Below are 20,554 nucleotides of genomic sequence, written 5' to 3'. Positions count from 1 at the left end.
ATCGGCGTGGGGAGTTCGGCATGGACAGGCGAGGCTTCAACCGACGGGTACTGCTGGGCGGCGCGGCCGCCGCGACATCGTTGTCCATCGCTCCGGAGGTCGCGGGCGCCGCCCCCGCGGCCAAGGAGGTCACCGCGAGGACGGCGCCGGCCGGGGGCGAGGTGAGACACCTCAAGATGTACGCCGAGAAGCTGGCGGACGGTCAGATGGGCTACGGCTTCGAGAAGGGCAAGGCGACCGTCCCCGGCCCGCTCATCGAACTCAACGAGGGCGACACGGTGCACATCGAGTTCACCAACACCATGGACGTGCGCGCCAGTCTGCACGTCCACGGCCTGGACTACGAGATCTCCAGCGACGGCACCGCCATGAACAAGAGCGACGTCGAGCCCGGCGGCACCCGCACCTACACCTGGCGCACCCACAAACCCGGCCGCCGCGACGACGGCACCTGGCGGCCGGGCAGCGCGGGCTACTGGCACTACCACGACCACGTCGTGGGCACCGAACACGGCACCGGAGGCATCCGCAACGGCCTGTACGGCCCGGTGATCGTGCGCCGCAAGGGGGACGTGCTGCCGGACGCCACGCACACGATCGTCTTCAACGACATGACCATCAACAACCGCAAGCCGCACACCGGCCCCGACTTCGAGGCCACCGTGGGCGACCGCGTGGAGATCGTCATGATCACGCACGGCGAGTACTACCACACCTTCCACATGCACGGTCACCGCTGGGCGGACAACCGCACCGGCATCCTCACCGGGCCCGACGACCCGAGCCGGGTCATCGACAACAAGATCACCGGCCCGGCGGACTCCTTCGGCTTCCAGATCATCGCGGGGGAAGGGGTCGGCGCGGGGGCGTGGATGTACCACTGCCACGTGCAGAGCCACTCCGACATGGGGATGGTGGGGCTGTTCCTGGTGAAGAAGCCGGACGGCACGATCCCCGGGTACGAACCGCACGAGCACGGAGGAGCGACCGCGAAGAGCGGCGAGAGCGGGGAGCCGGCGGGCGAGGCGGCCGCGCACGAACACGAGCACTGAGCCGGGGCCGGCCGGCGCCGTCAGCGGCGCCGCCGGTCAGCTGTCGTGGACCGTTCTTCTGTACATACGTCCATGCTGACGACCGCACCCGCCTGCGCACAAGAACGTTTTCGGTCCCCGGAGCGCCACCTCCCGCGCCGCGGCCTGCCGCTATCCTGAGCCGCAGCCGCCGAGGAGGAGCCGCACGTGACCGAGACCGCGCCGCGCCCCACGCTCGAGGCCGTGGCCGAGCGCGCCGGGGTCTCGCGGGCCACCGTGTCCCGCGTGGTCAACGGTGCCCACGGGGTGCGGGACGCACTGGCCGAGCGGGTCCGGCACGCGGTGGAGGAACTCGGATACGTGCCCAACCACGCCGCCCGCTCCCTGGTGACCAGACGGCACCAGGCCGTCGCCGTCGTCGCCGCGGAACCGGAGACACGGGTCTTCGCCGACCCCTACTTCGCCCAGCAACTGCGCGGCATCAGCAAGGAACTGACGGCCCACGACAACCAGCTCGTGCTGCTGCTCACCGAGGGCCGCGAGGACCACGCCCGCGTCGGGCGCTACCTGGCCGGCGGGCACGTCGACGGCGCCCTCGTCTTCTCCCTGCACCTGCACGACCCGCTGCCCGGCCTGGTCCGCAGCGCCGGCGTGCCGACCGTCTTCGGCGGGCGCCCCGACTGGGACGACGGGCGGGACGACGTGGTCTACGTGGACAGCGACAACCGCGGCGGCGCGCGTTCGGCCGTCCACCACCTGGCCGGGCTCGGCCGGACCCGCATCGCGCACATCACCGGCCCGCTCGACCAGACCTCGGCGGCGGACCGCCTCGCGGGCTTCCGCGACGTCCGGGCGGGCGCCGAGCCCGGGCTGGTCGCGCGGGGGGACTTCACCGCGGGCGGCGGGGAGCGGGCGATGCGGGAACTGCTCGACCGGTGCCCCGACCTGGACGCCGTGTTCGCTGCCAACGACCTCACCGCGGCGGGCGCCCTGCGGGTGCTGCGCGAGCGCGGGCGGCGGGTGCCGGACGACGTGGCGGTGGTGGGCTTCGACGACATGCTGCCGGTCGCCGAACAGACCGACCCGCCGCTGACCACCGTCCGCCAGGACATCGAGGGCATGGGCCGGCTGATGGCCCGCCTGCTGCTGCGCGGCCTGGACAGCGGGACGCCCGACGACGCGGAAGCCCCGGCGTCCGCCCCGTCCGGCGTGATCCTGCCGACCACCCTGGTCCATCGGTCCACGGCATGAGCCGGCCCCGCACCCCCTGAAGCCGGACACCGGTCTCGCGCCGACCCGAGTGCGCCCTGGTGCCGGGCCCCGACGTGACCGCGAGCGGCCGGACGCGCCCCGTGCGCTACCCCTGGCGGGGTGCCGGCCTGAGTACCGCGAACCGGGCGCCGTACGGGTCGGCCAGGCGGGCGACGCGGCCGACGCCCTCGATGTCCGTCGCGGGCATCCGCACCCTGCCGCCCAGCTCCGTGGTCCGGGCGACCGCGGTGTCCGCGTCGTCCACCGCGAAGTACGGCAGCCATCCGGCGTCGGCGTCCGTGTCCGCCGGATCCTCGGCGAGCGGGACGAGACCGCCGAACATGGCGTCCTCGCCCTCTCCGGCCGGGTTGACGCAGGTGTAGGAGCCGCCGGGGAAGGAGACGCCGGAGGTCTCCAGACCCAGCACCGCACGGTAGTACGCGGCGGCTGCCGCGATGTCCGCGGTGTGCAGCTCGACCCAGCACAGCGCGCCGGTCTCGCCGGTCACGTCCAGGCCGGCACGCTGCCCCGGCTGCCAGATGCCGAACGGCACCCCGGCCCGGTCGGCGAGGATCGCCATGGTGCCCTGGTCCATGACGTCCATCGGCTGCACGAGGACACCGCCGTGCGCCTCCCCGGAGGCCCCGGCGGCGGCCCGGGCGTCCGGCGCCTGGAAGTACACGGTCCAGGACGGCGGGCCCTGCTCCTCGGTCGTGCCCATGCCGCCGGCCACGATCCGGCCGTCCAGCTCGAAGAAGCCGTAGCCGCCGGCCTCCGGCCCCGCCGACCGGAACCGCCAGCCGAAGAGACCGCCGTAGAAGGACGTGGCGCCGTCGAGGTCCGGGGTGCCGACGTCGAGCCAGTTCGGCGCGCCGGTGACGAAACGGGTGGTGAGCATGATCGCCCTCCTCGGAAGGGTCCCGTTGCCTGCCTCTTCCGAGTCTTCCACCGACCACCGACAACCGCTTCCGCGCGCCGCCGTGCGCCGCCGTGCCCTGCGGAGGACGATCTGATCGGCTGGGGGTGGTGGACGCGCGGCGTTGATACCGCGTTGATCGAACGTTTTTCGTCTCCCGGCACGCTGCTGCGCATGCACATCGAGACGACAGCGGCGCCCGACCTCAGCTGGCAGGAGGAGGCGTTGTGCGCGCAGACCGGGGGCGACTTCTTCTTCCCCGAGCCCGGCAGCTCCGTACGGGACGCGAAGCGGATCTGTGCCCTGTGCCCGATCCGCTCGACCTGCCTGGAGTTCGCGCTGAGCAACGACGAGCGCTTCGGCGTCTGGGGCGGCCTGTCGGAGAAGGAACGGCTGGCGCTGCGGCGCACCATCCCCTGAGCGCCGGCCGAGCACGGCGGACACCTGGGGCCCGGCCCGGGGAGGCCGGGCCCGAGGCGGTCAGCCCGCCGCGCGGGCCGCCATCCGGGCCTTGCGCGCCGCCAGCTTCTCGTCGAACTTGGCGGCCTCGGCGTCCAGCCCGCCCATGTACAACCCGAGCTCCTCCTGGGCCGCCTGCCCGTCGGGACCGAGGCCGTCGATCTCCATGACCTTCAGGAAGCGCAGCACCGGCTGGATCACGTCGTCGTGGTGGATGCGCAGGTTGTAGACCTCGCCGATCGCCATCTGCGCGGCGGCCCGCTCGAAGCCCGGCATGCCGTGACCCGGCATCCGGAAGTTGACGACCACGTCGCGGACCGCCTGCATCGTCAGGTCGGGTGCCAGCTCGAAGGCCGCCTTCAGCAGGTTCCGGTAGAAGACCATGTGCAGGTTCTCGTCGGTCGCGATGCGGGCCAGCATGCGGTCGCAGACCGGGTCGCCGGACTGGTGGCCCGTGTTGCGGTGCGAGATGCGGGTGGCCAGCTCCTGGAAGGCCACGTACGCCACCGAGTGCAGCATCGAGTGCCGGTTGTCCGACTCGAAGCCCTCACTCATGTGGGCCATGCGGAACTGCTCCAGCTTGTCCGGGTCGACCGCGCGCGAGGCGAGCAGGTAGTCGCGCATCACGATGCCGTGCCGGCCCTCCTCGGCGGTCCAGCGGTGCACCCAGGTCCCCCAGGCGCCGTCCCGGCCGAAGAGGCTGGCGATCTCGTGGTGGTAGCTGGGGAGGTTGTCCTCCGTCAGCAGGTTCACCACCAGGGCGATCCGGCCGATCTCGGTGACCTTGGACTGCTCCTTCTCCCATGCCTCGCCGTCCTCGAAGATCCCCGGGAAGTTCCGGCCGTCGCTCCACGGCACGTACTCGTGCGGCATCCAGTCCTTGGCGACCTGCAGATGCCGGTTGAGTTCCTTCTCGACCACTTCCTCCAGCGCGTACAGCAGCCGGGCGTCGGTCCATTCTGCGGAAGTGCCGAGGTGCGGGGAGACGATCGTCACGAATAACTCCATGGGGACGTACGACAGTGCGGTGCGGCCGGCGAGCGGTGCCGGGAACCTACGGGATCGTAGGCTACGAAACCGTAGGTTACGAGAGCGTAGGTTAAACGCACTGTAAAGGTCGCTGATCAGCCACCGTCCGGCGGCACCCGGCAAGGCCCCGAGATCCGCAGGTCCGGGGCCGGGCGAACGCCCTGCGCGGCGTGCTCAGTCGTACAGCTCGCGCAGCCTGACCGAGAGGCACGTCACACAGCCCTCGAGCTTCTCGAACTCGCCGATGTCGACGAGTACCGGCTCGTGACCGAGGTCGGCGAGCAACTCCGCCGTCTTCGGGGCGCTGGCCGCCATCAGCAGCCTGCTCCCGCCGAGCAGCACCACGTGCGCCCCCGACTCCTCCGGCACCGGCAGGAAGCGGGGGAACAGCGAGGGCACGTCCGTCAGCGGGATGTGCCCGATCACCGTCCCGTCCGGCAGCGCGGTGACCGCCGACTTCAGGTGCAGCACCTTGCTCACGGGCACGGCGACGACCCGGGCGCCCAGCGGCTCGAACGCCGCCCGCAGCTGCTGGACACCGGCCGCGTTGGTCCGTCCGCCGCGTCCCACGTAGATCGTGTCCCCGATCTTCAGGACGTCGCCGCCGTCCAGGGTGCCCGGCTCCCACACCCAGTTCACCGAGCAGCCGAGCCGGGCCACGGCCTCCTCGACACCGGCCGTCTCCGCGCGCCGCGACTCGGCGCCGGGCCGCGTGATCAGCGCGACGTTGCGGAACACGACGACGGTGTCCTCGACGAAGACCGAGTCCGGACAGTCCTCGGCCGGGTCCACCTCCAGCGTCTCCCAGCCGTGCGCTCCGAGGGCCTCGACGTAGGCGTCCCACTGTTCGAGGGCCAGGCCGTGATCGACCTTCTCCCGCTCGACGTGTGTCACCAGTCCTTCGGCGAGCCTGGGGCTGGGGCGGCGGACGAGGGCCTTCTTGCTGGGCACGCGGGGCCTTTCGTGTCGGCGCTGATCGGCGGGTGTCGACGTCGGCTGTCCGGCGCCGTGACCCGGCGCCGGTTCGCGCCATCATGCAGCGCGGGCCCGCGCCCGCGAAACCCCCGTCAGCCCCTCGTAGCCCTCCTGAGATGCTCGGCGGTGCTGGAGCCGCGGGCCGCGAGCAGTTCGCGCGGGGTGCCTTCGAAGATCACCCGGCCGCCGTCCCGCCCGCCGTCCGGGCCGAGGTCGATCACCCGGTCGGCGTGCGCCACCACGTCCAGGTTGTGCTCGACGACCACGACCGTGTTGCCGGCGTCCACGAGCCGGTCCAGCAGGGCGAGCAGCCCCTCCACGTCCGACATGTGCAGTCCGGTGGTCGGCTCGTCCAGGACGTAGACGGCGCCGGTGCGGTGCAGCCGGGTCGCCAGCTTGATCCGCTGCCGCTCGCCGCCGGAGAGCGTGGACAGCGGCTGCCCGAGGGTGAGGTAGGTGAGGCCGACGTCGCGCAGGGCGCGCAGCCGACGGCGTATGCCGGGGTCGGAGAAGAAGCCGAGGGCCTGGTCGGCGGTCATCGCGAGCACGTCGGCGACCGACCGTCCGTCCACCGTCAGCCGCAGCACCTCCTCCCGGAAGCGGCGCCCCTCGCAGTCGTGGCAGGTGGTCGTCACCGGGTCCATGAAGGCGAGGTCGGTGTGGATGGTCCCGCGCCCCTCGCAGGTCCCGCACGCCCCGGCCGAGTTGAAACTGAAGAACCCCGGCTCGGTACCGGTCTCGCGCGCGAAGACCTTCCGCACCGTGTCCATGATCCCGAGGTACGTCGCCGGGGTGGAGCGGGCGGAGATGCCGATGGCCGACTGGTCGACGACCACGGCGTCCGGGTGGGTCCCGGTCAGCTCCGCGACCAGCGTGCTCTTGCCCGACCCGGCGACCCCCGTGACCGCGGTGAGCACCCCGGTCGGGAACGCCACCGTCACCTCCCGCAGGTTGTACCGCTCGGCGCCCTTGACCCACAGCTCGCCAGTGGGTGTGCGCACGGTCTCCTTCACCGCCGTACGCCGCCGCATGCACCGCCCGGTCAGCGTGTCCGACGCGGCCAGGGAGGCCGGCGTCCCCTCGAACACCACCCGGCCGCCGCCGGCACCGGCCCGCGGGCCCATGTCGACGACGTGGTCGGCCAGCGCGATGACGTCCGGGTCGTGCTCGACCACCAGCACGGTGTTGCCCTTGTCGCGCAGCCGCAGCAGCAGGTCGCCGAGGCGCCCGACGTCACGCGGGTGCAGTCCGACGCTGGGCTCGTCGAAGATGTACGTCATCCCGGTCAGGCTGGAACCGAGGTGCCGCACGGTCTTCAGCCGCTGCCCTTCGCCGCCGGACAGCGTGGCGGTCTCCCGGTCCAGGCTGAGATAGCCGAGGCCGATCGCCTCCACCCGCTCCAGCGCGGCCACCGCGGCGCCGGCGACGGGCAGGGCCACCGGGTCGTCGATCTCCCTCAGCACGGCGATCAGGTCGGTGATCTGCATCCGGGAGCAGTCGGCGATGGAGCGCCCGTCGATCCGGGTCGCGAGCGCCGCCGCGTTCAGCCGGGCCCCGCCGCAGTCGGGGCAGCGGGCCTCGACCAGGAAGCCGCGCACGAGATCCCGGGTCCGCTCGCTCATGCCGGACAGGTCGCGCTTGAGGTACAGCCGTTCGAACCGGTCGGCGAGTCCCTCGTACTCGGTGCTCCACGTCCCGCCCGAGCCGCTGACGGTGACCCTGCTGCCGGGCCGCCCCCGCATCAGGAAGGCGCGCTCGGCCGCCGTGAAGTCGCCGACCGGCTTGCCGGTGTCCAGCTCCTCGGTGTTGGTGTAGGTCTGCCCCTGCCAGGTCCCGGCCGCGAACGGCGGGAAACGGACCGCCCCGTCCGCCAGCGACCTGGCCGGGTCCAGGATCCGGTCCCAGTCGGGCTGCACCCTGCGGCCCAGGCCGTCGCAGCCGGGGCACATGCCCGACGGGTCGTTGAAGGAGTACGCCGTCGCCCCTCCGGCGCCGGGGGTGCCGTGCCGGGAGAACAGCACCCGCAGCACCGAGTGGATGTCGGTCATCGTGCCGACCGTGGAGCGGGAGTGGCCGCCGACCGGCCGCTGGTCGACGACGATCGCGGGGGTGAGGCCCTCCAGGGCGTCCGCGTGCGGCCGCTCGTACTTGGGCAGCCGGTTGCGGACGAACCAGGTGAACGTCTCGTTCAGCTGGCGCCGCGACTCCACCGCGATCGTGTCGAAGACGACCGACGACTTCCCCGACCCCGAAACGCCGGTGAACACGGTCAGCCGGCCCTTCGGGATGCGGAGCGTGACGTCCTGGAGGTTGTTCTCCCTGGCCCCGGTGATGCTGATGAACTCGCTCATCCAACGGACGCTAGGCGGAATACCCGACAGCTTCCGGCGTGATTTCCCTCAGTTCTCCCTCCTCCAGCAGCAGCCAGCGCGTGATGCCGAGCGACTCCAGGAACGGCAGGTCGTGGCTGGCCACGACCAGCGCCCCCTCGTACGCCTCCAGTGCGCTGGTGAGCTGCCGCACGCTCGCCATGTCCAGGTTGTTGGTCGGCTCGTCCAGCATCAGCAGCTGCGGCGCGGGCTCGGCCAGCATCAGCGCGGCCAGCGCCGCCCGGAAGCGCTCACCGCCGGACAGCGTGGCCGCCTGCTGGTCGGCGCGGGCGCCCCGGAACAGGAAGCGCGCCAGCCGCGCCCGGATCCGGTTGTTGGTGGCGCCCGGCGCGAACCGCGCCACGTTCTGTGCGACGCTCAGCCCGTCGTCCAGGACGTCCAGGCGCTGCGGCAGGAACCGCAGCGGCACGTGCGCCGTCGCCTCGCCCGCCACCGGTGCGAGCTCCCCGGCGACGGTGCGCAGCAGCGTGGTCTTGCCCGCGCCGTTGCGCCCGACCAGCGCGACCCGTTCGGGACCGTGCAGATCGAGGCCGCCCGCCACCCGGGCGCCGTACACCATCTCCAGCTCCCGCAGGGTCAGCACCGTCCGGCCCGGCGGCACGGCCGTGTACGGCAGGTCGACGCGGATCTCGTCGTCGTCCCGTACGGCCTCCACCGCGTCGTCGAGCCGTTCCTTCGCCTCGGCGAGCTTTTCCTCGTGCATGATGCGGTACTTGCCCGCGGACTGCTGGGCCGTGCGGGCGCGCAGCTTCATCACCGCCCGGGGCTCGCGCTTGGTGTCGTACATCTTCTGTCCGTAGCGCCTGCGCCGGGCCAGGACGACCTGGGCGTCGGCCAGTTCGCGCTTCTGCCGGCGCAGATCGGACTCGGCGACCCGGACCATCCGCTCGGCCGCCTCCTGCTCCACGGCGAGCGCCTCCTCGTAGGCCGTGAGGTTGCCGCCGTACCAGGTGACCGAGCCGAAGCGCAGGTCGGCGATCTGGTCGACCCGTTCCAGCAGCTCGCGGTCGTGGCTGACCACGACCAGCACACCCGGCCAGGACTCGACGGCCGCGTACAGCCGCCGACGGGCGTAGACGTCGAGGTTGTTGGTGGGTTCGTCCAGGAGCAGGACGTCGGGCCGGCGCAGCAGCAGAGCGGCCAGCCGCAGCAGCACCGACTCGCCGCCCGAGAGCTCGCCGACGGTGCGGTCGAGGCCGATGTGGCCCAGGCCCAGTTCGCCGAGCGTGGCCAGCGCGCGTTCTTCGACGTCCCAGTCGTCGCCGACGGTATCGAAGTGCGCCTCGCTCACGTCACCGGCCTCGATGGCGTGCAGCGCGGCCCGCCGCGCGTCGATGCCGAGCGCCTCGTCGACCCGCAGCGCGGTGTCGAGCGTGACGTTCTGCGGCAGGTGGCCCACCTCGCCGGCCACCCGGACGGTGCCGTCGGCCGGAGTGAGCCGGCCGGCGATCAGCTTCAACAGGGTCGATTTGCCGGCCCCGTTGACACCGACGAGGCCGGTGCGGCCGGGGCCGAAGGCGACGTCGAGTCCGTCGAAGACGGTGGTGCCGTCGGGCCAGGCGAAGGACAGGGACGTACAGGCGAGGGAAGTGGGGGAAGTAGACATACGGGGTCTCCGCGGTTGCTCGAAGCGGTCAGGGGCAAACGCGTATCGAGACACCGGAAGCGGGCGGCCGCCTCGGACGAGGGGAGGGCATGAAGGAAGCCCTGCTCCGTCGGAGGCTCGGACGGCTCGAACGACGAGGTCGCACGCGGCGCACACACGTGAGATACGTGTGACGCGGTGTCTCAGGACCTCAGACGAGCAACGTCCTTCTCCAATCGGCGGCAACAGAAGCGGTACAGAACTTAAAGAGAGACCGGTTGGCCTGTCAACGCATTTACGCGGAACCCGAGGAGGCCCCCGTGCCCAACGGCTCGCTCTCACTGCCGGCCCGGCTCTGCCTGCTGGCCTGGGACCCCGCGGGGTCCACCGCCACCGACACCGCCCGGGTCCAGCACCTGGTGCGCGCCGGTGCGCTCACCGAACTGGTCCAGCGCGGGCTGCTCACCGACGACGAGGGCATCGCCACCCCCGCCGACCTGGATTCCGGCACCGGGGACGCCGTCCTCGACGGCCTCCTCGAACTAGTCCGCGAGTCGCTGCCGCACCGGTGGCGCACCTGGGTGCGGCTGCACGCCCGGGTCACCTTCGACGCCGTACGGGAGCAGTTGGTGGCCGAGGGGCACCTGCGGGCCGAGAGGAGGCGCGTGCTCGGCGTGTTCCCGTCCGTGGAGTACGTGCTCGCGCGGGAGGCCGCGACGCGGGCGCTGCGCGAGGAGGCGCGCCGGGTCCTCGAGGGGTCGCAACCGGCCGGGGAGGTGTCCGAGCGGGACGCGGCCCTGGCCGTGCTGGCGGCCGCCGCCGGACTGGGCGTGCCCGGGGGCCCGGTGAGCGGGGTGCGCGGACGGGAGCGGATCACGGAGCTGACCCGGCGGTGCGTGAGCGCGGCAAGTGCGGCACCCGGCATGCGGAAGATCGTGGGCGAGGTGTGGGACGCGGTGAGCGACGAGGGCGCACGGGCACCGGCGTCCGCGCGCGGCTGAGCGTCGTCCGTCGTCGTGGTCCGGGGGAGTCGTGGTCCGGGGAGAGGTCAGCAGCTCCCGCGCATCAGCTCCGCCAGCTCGTGGTCCAGGTCCAGCTGGAGGTGCTCCAGACCGACCGGCACCAGCTCGCCGGCGGCGTGCAGGAACCGGCGCAGCTCGCCCGAGCGGACGTGGACCACGGCGGTGCCCTCGGGCGCGTGGAACTCCAGCACGGTGCGGTCGTACCCGTACGGGCGCACCCGGACGTCGCCGTGGCCGTTCGGCTCCCGCATCCCGGCGATGAGCAGCTCGCGGGAGAAGGTCCAGCAGACCTCCACGCCCTCCAGGGTGGCCGGGGCCGGGAAGGTCATGCGGACGGCGAACGGGTCGGCGCGGTCGTAGTGCAGAGTGGCGGGAATGTTCGGCATGCGCGGCGCGGCGGCGACGAGGCGCGCCTCGACGGGCTGATCGATGACGGTGGACAACGCCTTGCTCCCTCGTGACGGCTGGACGGGCTTCGCGGGTGGTACGGGCCGGGCACTGGAAGAGACGTCGGAATCAGCCCATCCGTGCACACGACGAGCGAGTGACCTCTGTCACCGCGTTCATGCCCCGTGGGTCCCAGGAGTGACACGCCTCTCCTCCCGTGTCCCGCAGGGCACTTGCGGCACGCCCGCACCACGCGCGCGAGCGGTCGCGGCCCTCTGGACGGGGCGCGGGCCGTGGGCTAGCTTCGCCCGCCATGAGGCGCTTGGGAAGCACGCGACGCACGGTACGGTCCGTTCGAGCCGGCGGCAGGCGCACGGGGCGGGTGGCGCTCGCGGGGGCGGTCTGCGGGGCGGCGCTGGCCGCGCTGACCGCCGTACCCGCCCAGGCGCACCAGCGGCCGCAGTGGGACGTGAAGGACACCGGGGTCCAGGACGTCCGGTTCCGGGGGCTCGCCGCCGTCAGCCGGCACACCGCCTGGGCGGCCGGCACCGGGGGCACCGTCCTGCGGACCACCGACGGCGGCGACACCTGGCGCGCCGTCTCCCCGCCCGGCGCCGGTGCGCTGGAGTTCCGGGACATCGAGGCATTCGACGCCCGCCGGGCCGTGGTCCTGGCCATCGGCGAGGGCGAGGCGTCCCGGGTCTACCGCACCGACGACGGCGGGGCGACCTGGACCGAGTCCTTCCGCAACACCGACGCGCGGGCCTTCTACGACTGCCTCACCTTCTTCGACCGCCGTCACGGCCTCGCCATGAGCGACCCGGTGGACGGGAAGTTCCGCATCCTGTCGACCAGCGACGGCGGCCGCTCCTGGAAGGTGCTGCCCGACGCGGGCATGCCGCCCGCGCAGGACGGCGAGGCCGGGTTCGCGGCGAGCGGCCAGTGCCTGGTCTCCGCCGGGCCCAGGGACGTGTGGCTGGCCACCGGCGGGGCCGCACGCGCGCGCGTGCTGCACTCCGCCGACCGCGGGCTCACCTGGACGGCCACCGACGCCCCCGTCCCGGCCGGCGACCCCGCCCGCGGTGTCTTCGCCCTCGCCTTCCGCGACCGCGCCCGCGGCCTCGCCGTCGGCGGCGACTACCGCCCCGGGCAGGCATCGCCGCGGGCCGCCGCCCGGACCGCCGACGCCGGCCGCACCTGGCGCCCCGCCGACCGGCCCCCGGCCGCCTACCGCTCCGGCGTCGTCTGGCTCCCGCACAGCCGCTCCGCCGCCCTCGCCGTCGGCCCCACCGGCACCGACCTCACCACGGACGGCGGCCACACCTGGCGCACCGTCGACACCGGGTCCTACGACACCGTGGACTGCACCCCGGACCTGACCTGTTGGGCCGCGGGCGAGCAGGGCCGGATCGCCCGGCTGGAGCGCTGACGCCGGGCGGCCCGGGGTGATTGTCCGTAACGTGGGTAACCGTTCGCTGGAACGCGAGAGGAAGTGAGCGGACATGCCGAGCGGTTCCAGCTCCAAGCGGGAGCGGCAGTACGAGCACATCAAGAAGAGCGCGAAGGACCGCGGCGAGAGCACCGGCCGCGCCAAGGAGATCGCGGCGCGGACGGTGAACAAGGAGCGCGCGCAGTCCGGCGAGTCCAGGACCGCCAGCCGTACCTCGACGCAGGACAAGTCGCCGAGCAAGCGCGGCGGCCAGCGCTCCGGGAACCGGCAGGGACCCCAGGGGCCCACCTACGACCAGCTGTACCAGGAGGCCAAGCGCCGGGACGTCCACGGCCGTTCGAGCATGAACAAGGGCGAGCTGCGCCAGGCGCTCGGCAAGTGAGCCGCGGTCCTCAGCGGAGCGTCTCCCGGTAGCGCTCCAGCGCGGGCGCCGTCTTCGTGGCGACGAACTCGGTCACGCGGTACTCGCACACCCCGGCCCTGACGAACGGGTCGCCCGCGGTGATCTCCTCGATCCGCGCACGGTCCCCCGCGACGGCGAGGATCACCCCGCCGTCGCGGGGCTCCTTGCGCCCGGACGCCAGGAAGACGCCCTGCTCGTACAGTCCGTCGAGCCAGGCCACGTGGTCCTCGAGCAGGGCGTCGACGGCGTCGAGCGGGGCGGTGTAGGACAGCTCCAGTACGAACATGATCGCGAGCCTACCCGGGCTGCCGTAGGCTTGCGGCCACGATGACGACCGTGACCGTGCAGACCCCCGCCGACTGGCCCGCGACCGAGGAGCGGGCCCGCGCCGTCCAGGACGAACTGCGCGCACGCGTCGTGCTCGACGAGCCCGGTCCGCCGCCCGGCACCGGCCGGGTGACCGGCGTGGACGTCGCCTACGACGACGAACACGACGTCGTCGCGGCGGCGGCCGTCGTGCTGGACGCCGAGACCCTCGCCGTCGTCGCCGAGGCCACGGCCGTCGGGCGGATCTCCTTCCCCTACGTGCCCGGCCTGCTCGCCTTCCGGGAGATCCCGACCGTGCTCGCCGCCCTGGACGCGCTGCCCTGCCCGCCCGGCCTGGTCGTGTGCGACGGGTACGGCCTGGCCCACCCGCGCCGCTTCGGCCTCGCCAGCCACCTGGGCGTCCTCACCGGCCTGCCCACGATCGGCGTGGCCAAGAACCCGTTCGCCTTCACGTACGACGCCCCTGACACCGGGCGCGGCAGTACGTCGCCGCTGCTCGCCGGCGCCGAGGAGGTCGGGCGGGCGGTGCGCACCCGTGACGCCGTGAAGCCGGTCTTCGTCTCCGTCGGGCACCGGGTGGACCTCGGCAACGCCTGCGCCCACACCCTCGCCCTGACGCCCGCCTACCGGCTGCCGGAGACCACCCGCAGGGCCGACGCCCTGTGCCGCGCGGCCCTGCGGAACGCCGCCTACCCGACCTGATCCTCGACGCTCCAGCGGCCCACCTCCCGGTACGCCGAGTCGTAGATCGCCGAGCCGTCGCCGGGCCGCAGTGCGTAGTGCTTCAGGTTGCCGCCCCAGTACCGCAGGATCCGCTGCAGTTCGCCCGCCGGGTCCTCGGCGAGGGCGCCTTCGTCCATGGTGACTTCGAGAAGGAACTTCATGCCTTCAAGGGTTTCATTGAAGTCCTTTTTGGCACTTCGCCGCGCATGATGCCCGGTCGTGTCCCGAAGGGCGCCGTGAAGTAGCCGGGAAAGTCTCAAATATGCCGGTCCGGGCGCTCAGGCGGATCTGAGTATCCGTACGGATGTGCCACCGCCGCGGTCCCGGCAGGGTGGACGGCATGACGACACACCGCGCACCCAAGTACTCGGCCCAGCCCGGCCGGCCCGTCGAGCGGGCTGTGGTCGCCGGGCTGGTGCTGGCCGTGGGCGCGGGGCTGGCCTGGATCGGCGGGATGATCTACACCATCGCCGGGTGGTCCGGGTAGGCCCCGGACCCGCCGGACGCCTCCCGGGCAGCCGGACACCTCCCGGAGCAGCCCCTCAGCGGCTCGCGGCCACCCGGAAGCAAATGCCCGCCGCCCGCAGCCGCTCGGTCAGCGCGTCCCCCATCGCCACGGCCGTGGTGACCTGCCCGGCCGTCGGCGGCAGGGCGTCGAGGGCGAGGCACAGCGCCGCCTCGGCGAACATCTTGGCGGTCTCGTCGTACCCGGGGTCGCCGCCCGCGACCTCGGTGAACACCGTGCGGCCGGCGCCCTCGCCCACGAAGCGGACCGAGAACCAGCTCTTCGCCCGCCGCTCGGCGCTCGGTCCCTCACCCGGCGCGAGCCGACCGGACAGCCAGCGCCGCGCGGCCGGCACCTGGGCCGCCGCCAGCAGCGCGCCCACGGCCGCCACCCCGCCCACCGCGACGGGCAGCCGCCGTACGGCCGCGTAGTGGCGGTAGCGGAAGTCCGGGCCGTAGCGGTCCAGGGCCTTCGCCGAGCGGCGCACGATCTGCGCGTCCACCGTCGGCAGCGGCAGCGCCCACGCCCCCACTTCCCCGGCGAACCGCGGCGCCCCGGTCGGGGTCACCACGCGGCGGCCCACCAGCCGGGGCTCGTGCCGCCGGCGTTCCAGCGCGGCCGCCCGCAGCGCACGCCCGCGCGCGAACTGGCCCAGGGCGGAGGCGAACGTACCGCCGGAGAACGTGGCGCCGACCCGCACGAAGCCGTCCACCCTCAGCGGCACGCCCTCCGGCAGCTGCCGCACGGTGAAGTACACGCCGAGGTCGTGCGGGACGGAGTCGAAGCCGCAGGCGTGCACCAGGCGGGCGCCGGTCTCCCGCGCGCGGGCGTCGTGGCGGACGTACGCCAGGTCCACGAACTCGGGCTCCCCGGTGAGGTCGAGGTAGTCCGTGCCGGCGTCGGCGCAGGCGGCGACCAGCGCGTCGCCGTACCGGACGTAGGGGCCGACCGTCGTGGCCAGCACGCGCGCCTGCTCGGCGAGACCGCGCAGCGAGGCCGGATCGGACGCGTCCGCGAGCAGCACGCCGACGTCGGCCGCGGTGTCCGCCGCAGCGGTCAGCCGGTCGCGCAGGCGGCGCAGCTTCTCCCGGTCGCGGCCGGCGACCGCCCAGCGCAGGCCGTCCGGTGCGTGCGCGGCGAGGTACTCCGCCGTCAGTTCGCCGACGAACCCCGTCGCCCCGAACAGCACGATGTCGTACGGCCGGTCGGCCGCTTTCAGCCTGCTCATGACATCCCTTCGTCACCCGTCGGCAACCCCTGGGTCCGCAGCACGCGCCGTTGCCGGTGGCTGAGGCTAGCGTGAGGATCGCGCGACCCGGAGAGGAGCCTGCACCATAATTGGCTAAGCGCTTGCTCGCCCGGGTCTTGTGCCCAGTGGAACACGTTCTTAGCATCGCTGGTGTTACATCGGTTGTGTCACAGAGCTGGGGGCTGGATGTCGGAAGCGAAGACGCCGACGCGGACGCCGTGCACCGACGGCCCGCTCGCCGGTGTGCGCGTGATCGAGCTGGCCGGCATCGGACCCGGACCCTTCGCCGCCATGCTCCTGGCCGACCTGGGCGCCGACGTCGTGCGCGTCGACCGCCCCGGCGGGCCCGGCCTCGGCATCGACCCCGCCCACGACGTCACCAACCGCAACAAGCGCTCCGTCGTCGTCGACCTCAAAGCACCGGACGGCCCGGCCCGCGTCCTCGACCTCGCCGAACGCGCCGACGTCCTGATCGAGGGCTACCGCCCCGGCGTCGCGGAGCGGCTCGGCGTGGGCCCCGGGGACTGCCACGCCCGCAACCCGCGCCTCGTCTACGGCCGGATGACCGGCTGGGGCCAGGAGGGCCCGCTCGCGCAGCGCGCCGGACACGACATCGGGTACATCGCGCTCACCGGCACCCTCGGCATGATCGGCGGCCCCGACGAGCCCCCGGCCGTCCCCGCCAACCTCCTCGGCGACTACGCGGGCGGCTCCCTCTACCTGGTCGTCGGCATCCTCGCCGCCCTGCACCACGCGCGCGAGAACGGCGCCGGGCAGGTGGTGGACGCCGCCATCGTCGACGGCACCGCCCACCTCTCCGCGATGATCCACGGCATGCTGTCCGCCGGCGGCTGGCAGGACCGGCGCGGCGCCAACCTCCTGGACGGCGGCTGCCCCTTCTACGGCACCTACGAGACCGCCGACGGCCGGTACATGGCGGTCGGTGCGCTCGAACCGCAGTTCTACGCCGAGTTCATGCGGCTCCTGGGCCTGCCCGACCTGGCACCGGCCCGCGACGACATCGCCCGCTGGCCCGAGCTGCGCGCGGCCGTCGCCGCCCGTTTCAAGTCCGGTACCCGCGACGAGTGGACGGCCGTCTTCGCCGACTCCGACGCCTGTACGGCCCCCGTCCTGTCGCTGCGCGAGGCCCCGCACCACCCGCACCTGGCCGCCCGCGCCACCTTCACCGAGCACGGCGGCATCACCCAGCCGGCCCCCGCGCCCCGCTTCTCCGCCACCCCCACCGCCGTCCGCACCGGGCCCGCCCTGCCCGGCGCCGACACCGAGGCCGTCGTCCGCGACTGGGGGCTGGCCCCCGACTGGGCACCGTCCCCGGCCTCCCGCCCCGATCCCGCAGTGCACAACCCTCAGTGAAAGGCCTGCCAGTGAGCACCGAAGCGTACGTGTACGACGCGATCCGCACTCCGCGCGGACGCGGCAAGGCGAACGGCGCCCTGCACGGCACGAAGCCCGTCGACCTGGTCGTCGGCCTCATCCACGAGATCCGCGCCCGTTTCCCCGGCCTGGACCCGGCGGCCGTGGACGACGTCGTGCTCGGCGTCGTCGGTCCGGTCGGCGACCAGGGCTCGGACATCGCGCGTATCGCGGCGATCGCGGCCGGCTTGCCGGACACGGTGGCCGGCGTGCAGGAGAACCGCTTCTGTGCCTCGGGTCTGGAGGCCGTCAACATGGCCGCCGCCAAGGTCCGTTCGGGCTGGGAGGACCTGGTCCTCGCCGGCGGCGTCGAGTCCATGTCCCGCGTCCCCATGGCCTCGGACGGCGGTGCCTGGTTCAACGACCCGATGACGAACCTCGCCACCAACTTCGTCCCGCAGGGCATCGGCGCCGACCTGATCGCCACCATCGAGGGCTTCTCGCGCCGCGACGTGGACGAGTACGCGGCGCTGTCCCAGGAGCGTGCGGCCACCGCCTGGAAGGAGGGCCGTTTCGAGCGGTCCGTCGTGCCGGTGAAGGACCGCGCCGGTCTCACCGTCCTCGACCACGACGAGCACCCGCGGCCCGGCACCACCGCCGACTCCCTCGGGAAGCTCAAGCCGTCCTTCGCGGACATCGGCGAGCTGGGCGGTTTCGACGCGGTCGCGCTGCAGAAGTACCACTGGGTGGAGAAGATCGACCACGTCCACCACGCGGGCAACTCCTCCGGCATCGTCGACGGCGCCTCCCTGGTCGCCATCGGCTCGCGGGAGGTCGGCGACCGCCACGGCCTGCGGCCGCGCGCCCGGATCGTCTCCGCCGCCGTCTCCGGCTCCGAGCCCACCATCATGCTCACCGGCCCCGCACCGGCCACCCGCAAGGCCCTCGCCAAGGCCGGGCTGACCATCGACGACATCGACCTGGTCGAGATCAACGAGGCGTTCGCCGCGGTGGTCCTGCGGTTCGCGAAGGATATGGGCCTGTCGCTGGACAAGGTCAACGTCAACGGCGGCGCGATCGCGCTCGGTCACCCGCTCGGCGCCACCGGCGCGATGATCCTCGGCACCCTCGTCGACGAACTGGAACGCCAGGACAAGCGCTACGGCCTGGCCACCCTGTGCGTGGGCGGCGGCATGGGCATCGCCACCATCGTCGAGCGCATCTGACCCCCTCCCGACGGATACGACGGCTGCCACGGCCGCCACGGCCACGACGGACCACCTGGAGCACACCTCATGAGCACCGAGCCCACCACCATCCGCTGGGAGCAGGACGACACCGGTGTCGTCACCCTCGTCCTCGACGACCCCGACCAGTCCGCGAACACCATGAACCAGGCGTTCCGCGACTCACTGGCGGCGGTCACCGACCGCCTGGAGGCCGAGAAGGACTCCATCCGCGGCGTCATCGTCACCTCCGCCAAGAAGACCTTCTTCGCCGGCGGCGACCTGCGCGACCTCATCCGCGTCACCCCCGAGACGGCCCAGGACCTCTTCGACGGCGGCATGGCCATCAAGCGCAACCTCCGCCGCATCGAGACCCTCGGCAAGCCCGTCGTCGCCGCCATGAACGGCGCGGCGCTGGGCGGCGGTTACGAGATCGCGCTGGCCTGCCACCACCGCGTCGCCCTGGACGCCCCCGGCTCCAAGATCGGCTGCCCCGAGGTCACCCTCGGCCTGCTCCCCGGAGGCGGCGGCGTCGTCCGCACCGTCCGGATGCTCGGCATCACCGACGCCCTGCTGAAGGTCCTCCTCCAGGGCACCCAGTACAACCCCCGACGCGCCCAGGAGAACGGCCTGGTCGACGAGGTCGCCGACAGCCGCGAGGACATGCTCGCCAAGGCCCGCGCCTTCATCGACGCCCACCCGGAGTCCGCCCAGCCCTGGGACCGGCCCGGCTACCGAATCCCCGGCGGCACCCCGTCCCACCCGAAGTTCGCGGCCAACCTGCCCGCCTTCCCCGCCAACCTGCGCAAGCAGACGAACGGCGCCCCCTACCCGGCGCCGCGCAACATCATGGCCGCCGCGGTCGAGGGCTCCCAGGTCGACTTCGAGACCGCCCAGGTCATCGAGGCCCGCTACTTCGTCGAACTGGCCGCCGGCCAGACCTCGAAGAACATGATCCAGGCGTTCTTCTTCGATCTCCAGGCGGTCAACTCGGGTGCGAACCGCCCGAAGGGCGTAGAGCCGGGGAAGGTCACCAAGGTCGCCGTGCTGGGCGCGGGGATGATGGGCGCGGGCATCGCCTACTCGTGCGCCCGCGCGGGCATCGAGGTCGTGCTCAAGGACGTCTCGCTGGAGTCGGCGGTCAAGGGCAAGTCGTACTCCGAGAAGCTGTGCGCGAAGGCCGTCGCGAAGGGCCGTACCAGCCGGGAGAAGGCCGACGCGCTCCTCGCCCGGATCACGCCCACGGCCGAGGCGGCCGACCTCGCGGGCTGTGACGCGGTGATCGAGGCGGTGTTCGAGGACACCTCGCTCAAGCACAAGGTGTTCCAGGAGATCGAGCACGTCGTCGCCCCCGACGCCCTGCTGTGCTCCAACACCTCCACGCTGCCCATCACGGCGCTGGCCGAGGGTGTCGAGCGCCAGGGCGACTTCATCGGGCTGCACTTCTTCTCTCCCGTGGACAAGATGCCGCTGGTGGAGATCATCAAGGGAGAGCGGACCGGGGACGAGGCGCTGGCCCGCGCGTTCGACCTGGTCCGGCAGATCAGCAAGACGCCGATCGTGGTCAACGACTCGCGGGGCTTCTTCACCTCCAGGGTCATCGGCCACTTCATCAACGAGGGTGTCGCGATGGTCGGCGAGGGCATCGAGCCCGCCTCGGTGGAGCAGGCGGCGGCCCAGGCCGGCTACCCGGCCAAGGTGCTGTCCCTGATGGACGAGCTGACGCTGACCCTGCCGCGGAAGATCCGCGAGGAGACGAAGCGGGCCGTGGAGGAGGCGGGCGGCACCTGGACCGCGCATCCCGCCGAGGCGCTCATCGACCGCATGGTCGACGAGTTCGGCCGCCCGGGACGCGCCGGAGGCGCCGGGTTCTACGAGTACGGCGAGGACGGCAGACGCGCCGGGCTGTGGCCGGGGCTGCGCGAGCACTTCACCAAGCCCGGGTACGAGATCCCGTTCGCCGACATGCAGGAGCGGATGCTCTTCGCGGAGGCGCTGGACACCGTCCGGCTCCTGGAGGAGGGCGTGCTGACGTCCGTCGCCGACGCCAACATCGGTTCGATCTTCGGCATCGGCTTCCCGGGCTGGACCGGCGGCGTCCTGCAGTACGTCAACGGCTACGAGGGCGGCCTGCCGGGCTTCGTCGCCCGCGCCCGCGAGCTGGCCGACCGCTACGGCGACCGCTTCACCCCGCCCGCCCTGCTGGTGGAGAAGGCGGACAACGGGGAGGTCTTCACGGACGGCCGCTGAGC

20 protein-coding genes are annotated in these 20,554 nt (G+C 72.8%); 11 read left to right on the top strand and 9 right to left on the bottom strand.

Annotated features, from left to right (window positions below; all coding sequences use genetic code 11):
- Nucleotides 1-20: 20 nt before the first annotated feature.
- Together IE258_RS27890 and IE258_RS27885 are read left to right on the top strand one after the other, a co-directional pair.
- Complete coding sequence (locus IE258_RS27890; protein WP_189747885.1) at nucleotides 21-1,052, top strand: multicopper oxidase domain-containing protein; 1,032 nt, start codon at nucleotides 21-23, stop codon at nucleotides 1,050-1,052.
- A gap of 186 nt (nucleotides 1,053-1,238) precedes the next feature.
- Nucleotides 1,239-2,282: a LacI family DNA-binding transcriptional regulator gene (locus IE258_RS27885; RefSeq protein WP_189747883.1), complete on the top strand. Its 1,044-nt coding sequence runs from the start codon at nucleotides 1,239-1,241 to the stop codon at nucleotides 2,280-2,282.
- A 106-nt stretch (nucleotides 2,283-2,388) separates the two neighbouring features.
- Here IE258_RS27885 and IE258_RS27880 read toward each other — a convergent pair whose 3' ends face one another.
- Entirely contained in the window at nucleotides 2,389-3,180 is a 792-nt protein-coding gene (locus IE258_RS27880; RefSeq protein WP_189747881.1) for a VOC family protein, read from the bottom strand.
- 192 nt (nucleotides 3,181-3,372) lie between these two features.
- Here IE258_RS27880 and IE258_RS27875 point away from each other — a divergent pair, with 192 nt between their 5' ends.
- On the top strand, nucleotides 3,373-3,618 hold the full coding sequence (locus tag IE258_RS27875; protein WP_159325828.1) for a WhiB family transcriptional regulator: 246 nt from the start codon (nucleotides 3,373-3,375) through the stop codon (nucleotides 3,616-3,618).
- 60 nt (nucleotides 3,619-3,678) lie between these two features.
- Here the strand turns inward: IE258_RS27875 and IE258_RS27870 are convergent, their stop codons facing one another.
- The 4 genes from IE258_RS27870 to IE258_RS27855 form a co-directional block, all read right to left on the bottom strand.
- Complete coding sequence (locus IE258_RS27870) at nucleotides 3,679-4,653, bottom strand: acyl-ACP desaturase (protein WP_030190467.1); 975 nt, start codon at nucleotides 4,651-4,653, stop codon at nucleotides 3,679-3,681.
- Nucleotides 4,654-4,860: 207 nt separating this feature from the next.
- On the bottom strand, nucleotides 4,861-5,637 hold the full coding sequence (gene ddaH / locus IE258_RS27865) for a dimethylargininase (RefSeq protein ID WP_189747880.1): 777 nt from the start codon (nucleotides 5,635-5,637) through the stop codon (nucleotides 4,861-4,863).
- 116 nt (nucleotides 5,638-5,753) lie between these two features.
- Nucleotides 5,754-8,012 carry an ATP-binding cassette domain-containing protein gene (locus IE258_RS27860; RefSeq protein ID WP_189747878.1) on the bottom strand — a complete coding sequence of 753 codons (2,259 nt, stop codon included), beginning with the start codon at nucleotides 8,010-8,012 and terminating at the stop codon, nucleotides 5,754-5,756.
- Nucleotides 8,013-8,022: 10 nt separating this feature from the next.
- Nucleotides 8,023-9,657: an ABC-F family ATP-binding cassette domain-containing protein gene (locus IE258_RS27855; RefSeq protein ID WP_189747876.1), complete on the bottom strand. Its 1,635-nt coding sequence runs from the start codon at nucleotides 9,655-9,657 to the stop codon at nucleotides 8,023-8,025.
- A 299-nt stretch (nucleotides 9,658-9,956) separates the two neighbouring features.
- Between IE258_RS27855 and IE258_RS27850 the strand changes: the two genes are divergently transcribed.
- Nucleotides 9,957-10,637 carry a GOLPH3/VPS74 family protein gene (locus tag IE258_RS27850; RefSeq protein ID WP_189747874.1) on the top strand — a complete coding sequence of 227 codons (681 nt, stop codon included), beginning with the start codon at nucleotides 9,957-9,959 and terminating at the stop codon, nucleotides 10,635-10,637.
- Nucleotides 10,638-10,684: 47 nt separating this feature from the next.
- Here the strand turns inward: IE258_RS27850 and ssgD are convergent, their stop codons facing one another.
- Complete coding sequence (ssgD, locus tag IE258_RS27845) at nucleotides 10,685-11,101, bottom strand: spore wall synthesis regulator SsgD (protein WP_189747872.1); 417 nt, start codon at nucleotides 11,099-11,101, stop codon at nucleotides 10,685-10,687.
- Nucleotides 11,102-11,427: 326 nt separating this feature from the next.
- Between ssgD and IE258_RS27840 the strand changes: the two genes are divergently transcribed.
- Both IE258_RS27840 and IE258_RS27835 read left to right on the top strand, forming a co-directional pair.
- Nucleotides 11,428-12,474 carry a WD40/YVTN/BNR-like repeat-containing protein gene (locus IE258_RS27840; protein ID WP_189747870.1) on the top strand — a complete coding sequence of 349 codons (1,047 nt, stop codon included), beginning with the start codon at nucleotides 11,428-11,430 and terminating at the stop codon, nucleotides 12,472-12,474.
- 73 nt (nucleotides 12,475-12,547) lie between these two features.
- Complete coding sequence (locus IE258_RS27835; RefSeq protein WP_161380667.1) at nucleotides 12,548-12,877, top strand: plasmid stabilization protein; 330 nt, start codon at nucleotides 12,548-12,550, stop codon at nucleotides 12,875-12,877.
- A gap of 10 nt (nucleotides 12,878-12,887) precedes the next feature.
- On the opposite strand, the gene IE258_RS27830 is transcribed toward IE258_RS27835, so the two are convergent.
- Complete coding sequence (locus IE258_RS27830) at nucleotides 12,888-13,184, bottom strand: YciI family protein (protein ID WP_189747868.1); 297 nt, start codon at nucleotides 13,182-13,184, stop codon at nucleotides 12,888-12,890.
- Nucleotides 13,185-13,225: 41 nt separating this feature from the next.
- Here IE258_RS27830 and IE258_RS27825 point away from each other — a divergent pair, with 41 nt between their 5' ends.
- Nucleotides 13,226-13,927 (top strand): endonuclease V, encoded by a 702-nt coding sequence (locus tag IE258_RS27825; protein ID WP_189747867.1) that lies wholly within the window; start codon nucleotides 13,226-13,228, stop codon nucleotides 13,925-13,927.
- Here IE258_RS27825 and IE258_RS27820 read toward each other — a convergent pair.
- Nucleotides 13,915-14,109: a hypothetical protein gene (locus IE258_RS27820; RefSeq protein WP_189747864.1), complete on the bottom strand. Its 195-nt coding sequence runs from the start codon at nucleotides 14,107-14,109 to the stop codon at nucleotides 13,915-13,917. The two genes, IE258_RS27825 and IE258_RS27820, sit on opposite strands and share 13 nt — an antisense overlap.
- Before the next feature lie 179 nt (nucleotides 14,110-14,288).
- Here IE258_RS27820 and mmpA point away from each other — a divergent pair, with 179 nt between their 5' ends.
- On the top strand, nucleotides 14,289-14,435 hold the full coding sequence (gene mmpA / locus IE258_RS27815; protein ID WP_127896768.1) for a morphogenic membrane protein MmpA: 147 nt from the start codon (nucleotides 14,289-14,291) through the stop codon (nucleotides 14,433-14,435).
- Between the two features lie 55 nt (nucleotides 14,436-14,490).
- Here the strand turns inward: mmpA and IE258_RS27810 are convergent, their stop codons facing one another.
- Nucleotides 14,491-15,681: a saccharopine dehydrogenase family protein gene (locus tag IE258_RS27810; RefSeq protein WP_189747862.1), complete on the bottom strand. Its 1,191-nt coding sequence runs from the start codon at nucleotides 15,679-15,681 to the stop codon at nucleotides 14,491-14,493.
- Between the two features lie 207 nt (nucleotides 15,682-15,888).
- Between IE258_RS27810 and IE258_RS27805 the strand changes: the two genes are divergently transcribed.
- From IE258_RS27805 to IE258_RS27795, 3 genes are all read left to right on the top strand, one after another.
- Nucleotides 15,889-17,076 carry a CaiB/BaiF CoA transferase family protein gene (locus IE258_RS27805; RefSeq protein WP_189747860.1) on the top strand — a complete coding sequence of 396 codons (1,188 nt, stop codon included), beginning with the start codon at nucleotides 15,889-15,891 and terminating at the stop codon, nucleotides 17,074-17,076.
- An 11-nt stretch (nucleotides 17,077-17,087) separates the two neighbouring features.
- Nucleotides 17,088-18,302 (top strand): acetyl-CoA C-acetyltransferase, encoded by a 1,215-nt coding sequence (locus tag IE258_RS27800; protein WP_189747858.1) that lies wholly within the window; start codon nucleotides 17,088-17,090, stop codon nucleotides 18,300-18,302.
- 69 nt (nucleotides 18,303-18,371) lie between these two features.
- Nucleotides 18,372-20,552 (top strand): 3-hydroxyacyl-CoA dehydrogenase NAD-binding domain-containing protein, encoded by a 2,181-nt coding sequence (locus tag IE258_RS27795; protein WP_189747856.1) that lies wholly within the window; start codon nucleotides 18,372-18,374, stop codon nucleotides 20,550-20,552.
- Nucleotides 20,553-20,554 lie beyond the last annotated feature (2 nt).

This window comes from Streptomyces tendae (assembly GCF_014650435.1).
Classification (GTDB): Bacteria; Actinomycetota; Actinomycetes; order Streptomycetales; family Streptomycetaceae; genus Streptomyces; species Streptomyces tendae.
Note: the sequence above shows the minus strand (reverse complement) of the source record. Positions and strands in the feature narration are given on the sequence as shown.

Bases quoted from the DNA above. Each gene is read 5' to 3' on its own strand.
- IE258_RS27890 (WP_189747885.1), top strand. From the start codon at position 21: ATGGACAGGCGAGGCTTCAACCGACGGGTACTGCTGGGCGGCGCGGCC.
- IE258_RS27880 (WP_189747881.1), bottom strand. From the start codon at position 3,180: ATGCTCACCACCCGTTTCGTCACCGGCGCGCCGAACTGGCTCGACGTC.
- IE258_RS27875 (WP_159325828.1), top strand. From the start codon at position 3,373: ATGCACATCGAGACGACAGCGGCGCCCGACCTCAGCTGGCAGGAGGAG.
- IE258_RS27860 (WP_189747878.1), bottom strand. From the start codon at position 8,012: ATGAGCGAGTTCATCAGCATCACCGGGGCCAGGGAGAACAACCTCCAG.
- IE258_RS27855 (WP_189747876.1), bottom strand. From the start codon at position 9,657: ATGTCTACTTCCCCCACTTCCCTCGCCTGTACGTCCCTGTCCTTCGCC.
- IE258_RS27835 (WP_161380667.1), top strand. From the start codon at position 12,548: ATGCCGAGCGGTTCCAGCTCCAAGCGGGAGCGGCAGTACGAGCACATC.
- IE258_RS27830 (WP_189747868.1), bottom strand. From the start codon at position 13,184: ATGTTCGTACTGGAGCTGTCCTACACCGCCCCGCTCGACGCCGTCGAC.
- IE258_RS27825 (WP_189747867.1), top strand. From the start codon at position 13,226: ATGACGACCGTGACCGTGCAGACCCCCGCCGACTGGCCCGCGACCGAG.
- IE258_RS27820 (WP_189747864.1), bottom strand. From the start codon at position 14,109: ATGAAGTTCCTTCTCGAAGTCACCATGGACGAAGGCGCCCTCGCCGAG.
- mmpA (WP_127896768.1), top strand. From the start codon at position 14,289: ATGACGACACACCGCGCACCCAAGTACTCGGCCCAGCCCGGCCGGCCC.
- IE258_RS27810 (WP_189747862.1), bottom strand. From the start codon at position 15,681: ATGAGCAGGCTGAAAGCGGCCGACCGGCCGTACGACATCGTGCTGTTC.
- IE258_RS27805 (WP_189747860.1), top strand. From the start codon at position 15,889: ATGTCGGAAGCGAAGACGCCGACGCGGACGCCGTGCACCGACGGCCCG.
- IE258_RS27795 (WP_189747856.1), top strand. From the start codon at position 18,372: ATGAGCACCGAGCCCACCACCATCCGCTGGGAGCAGGACGACACCGGT.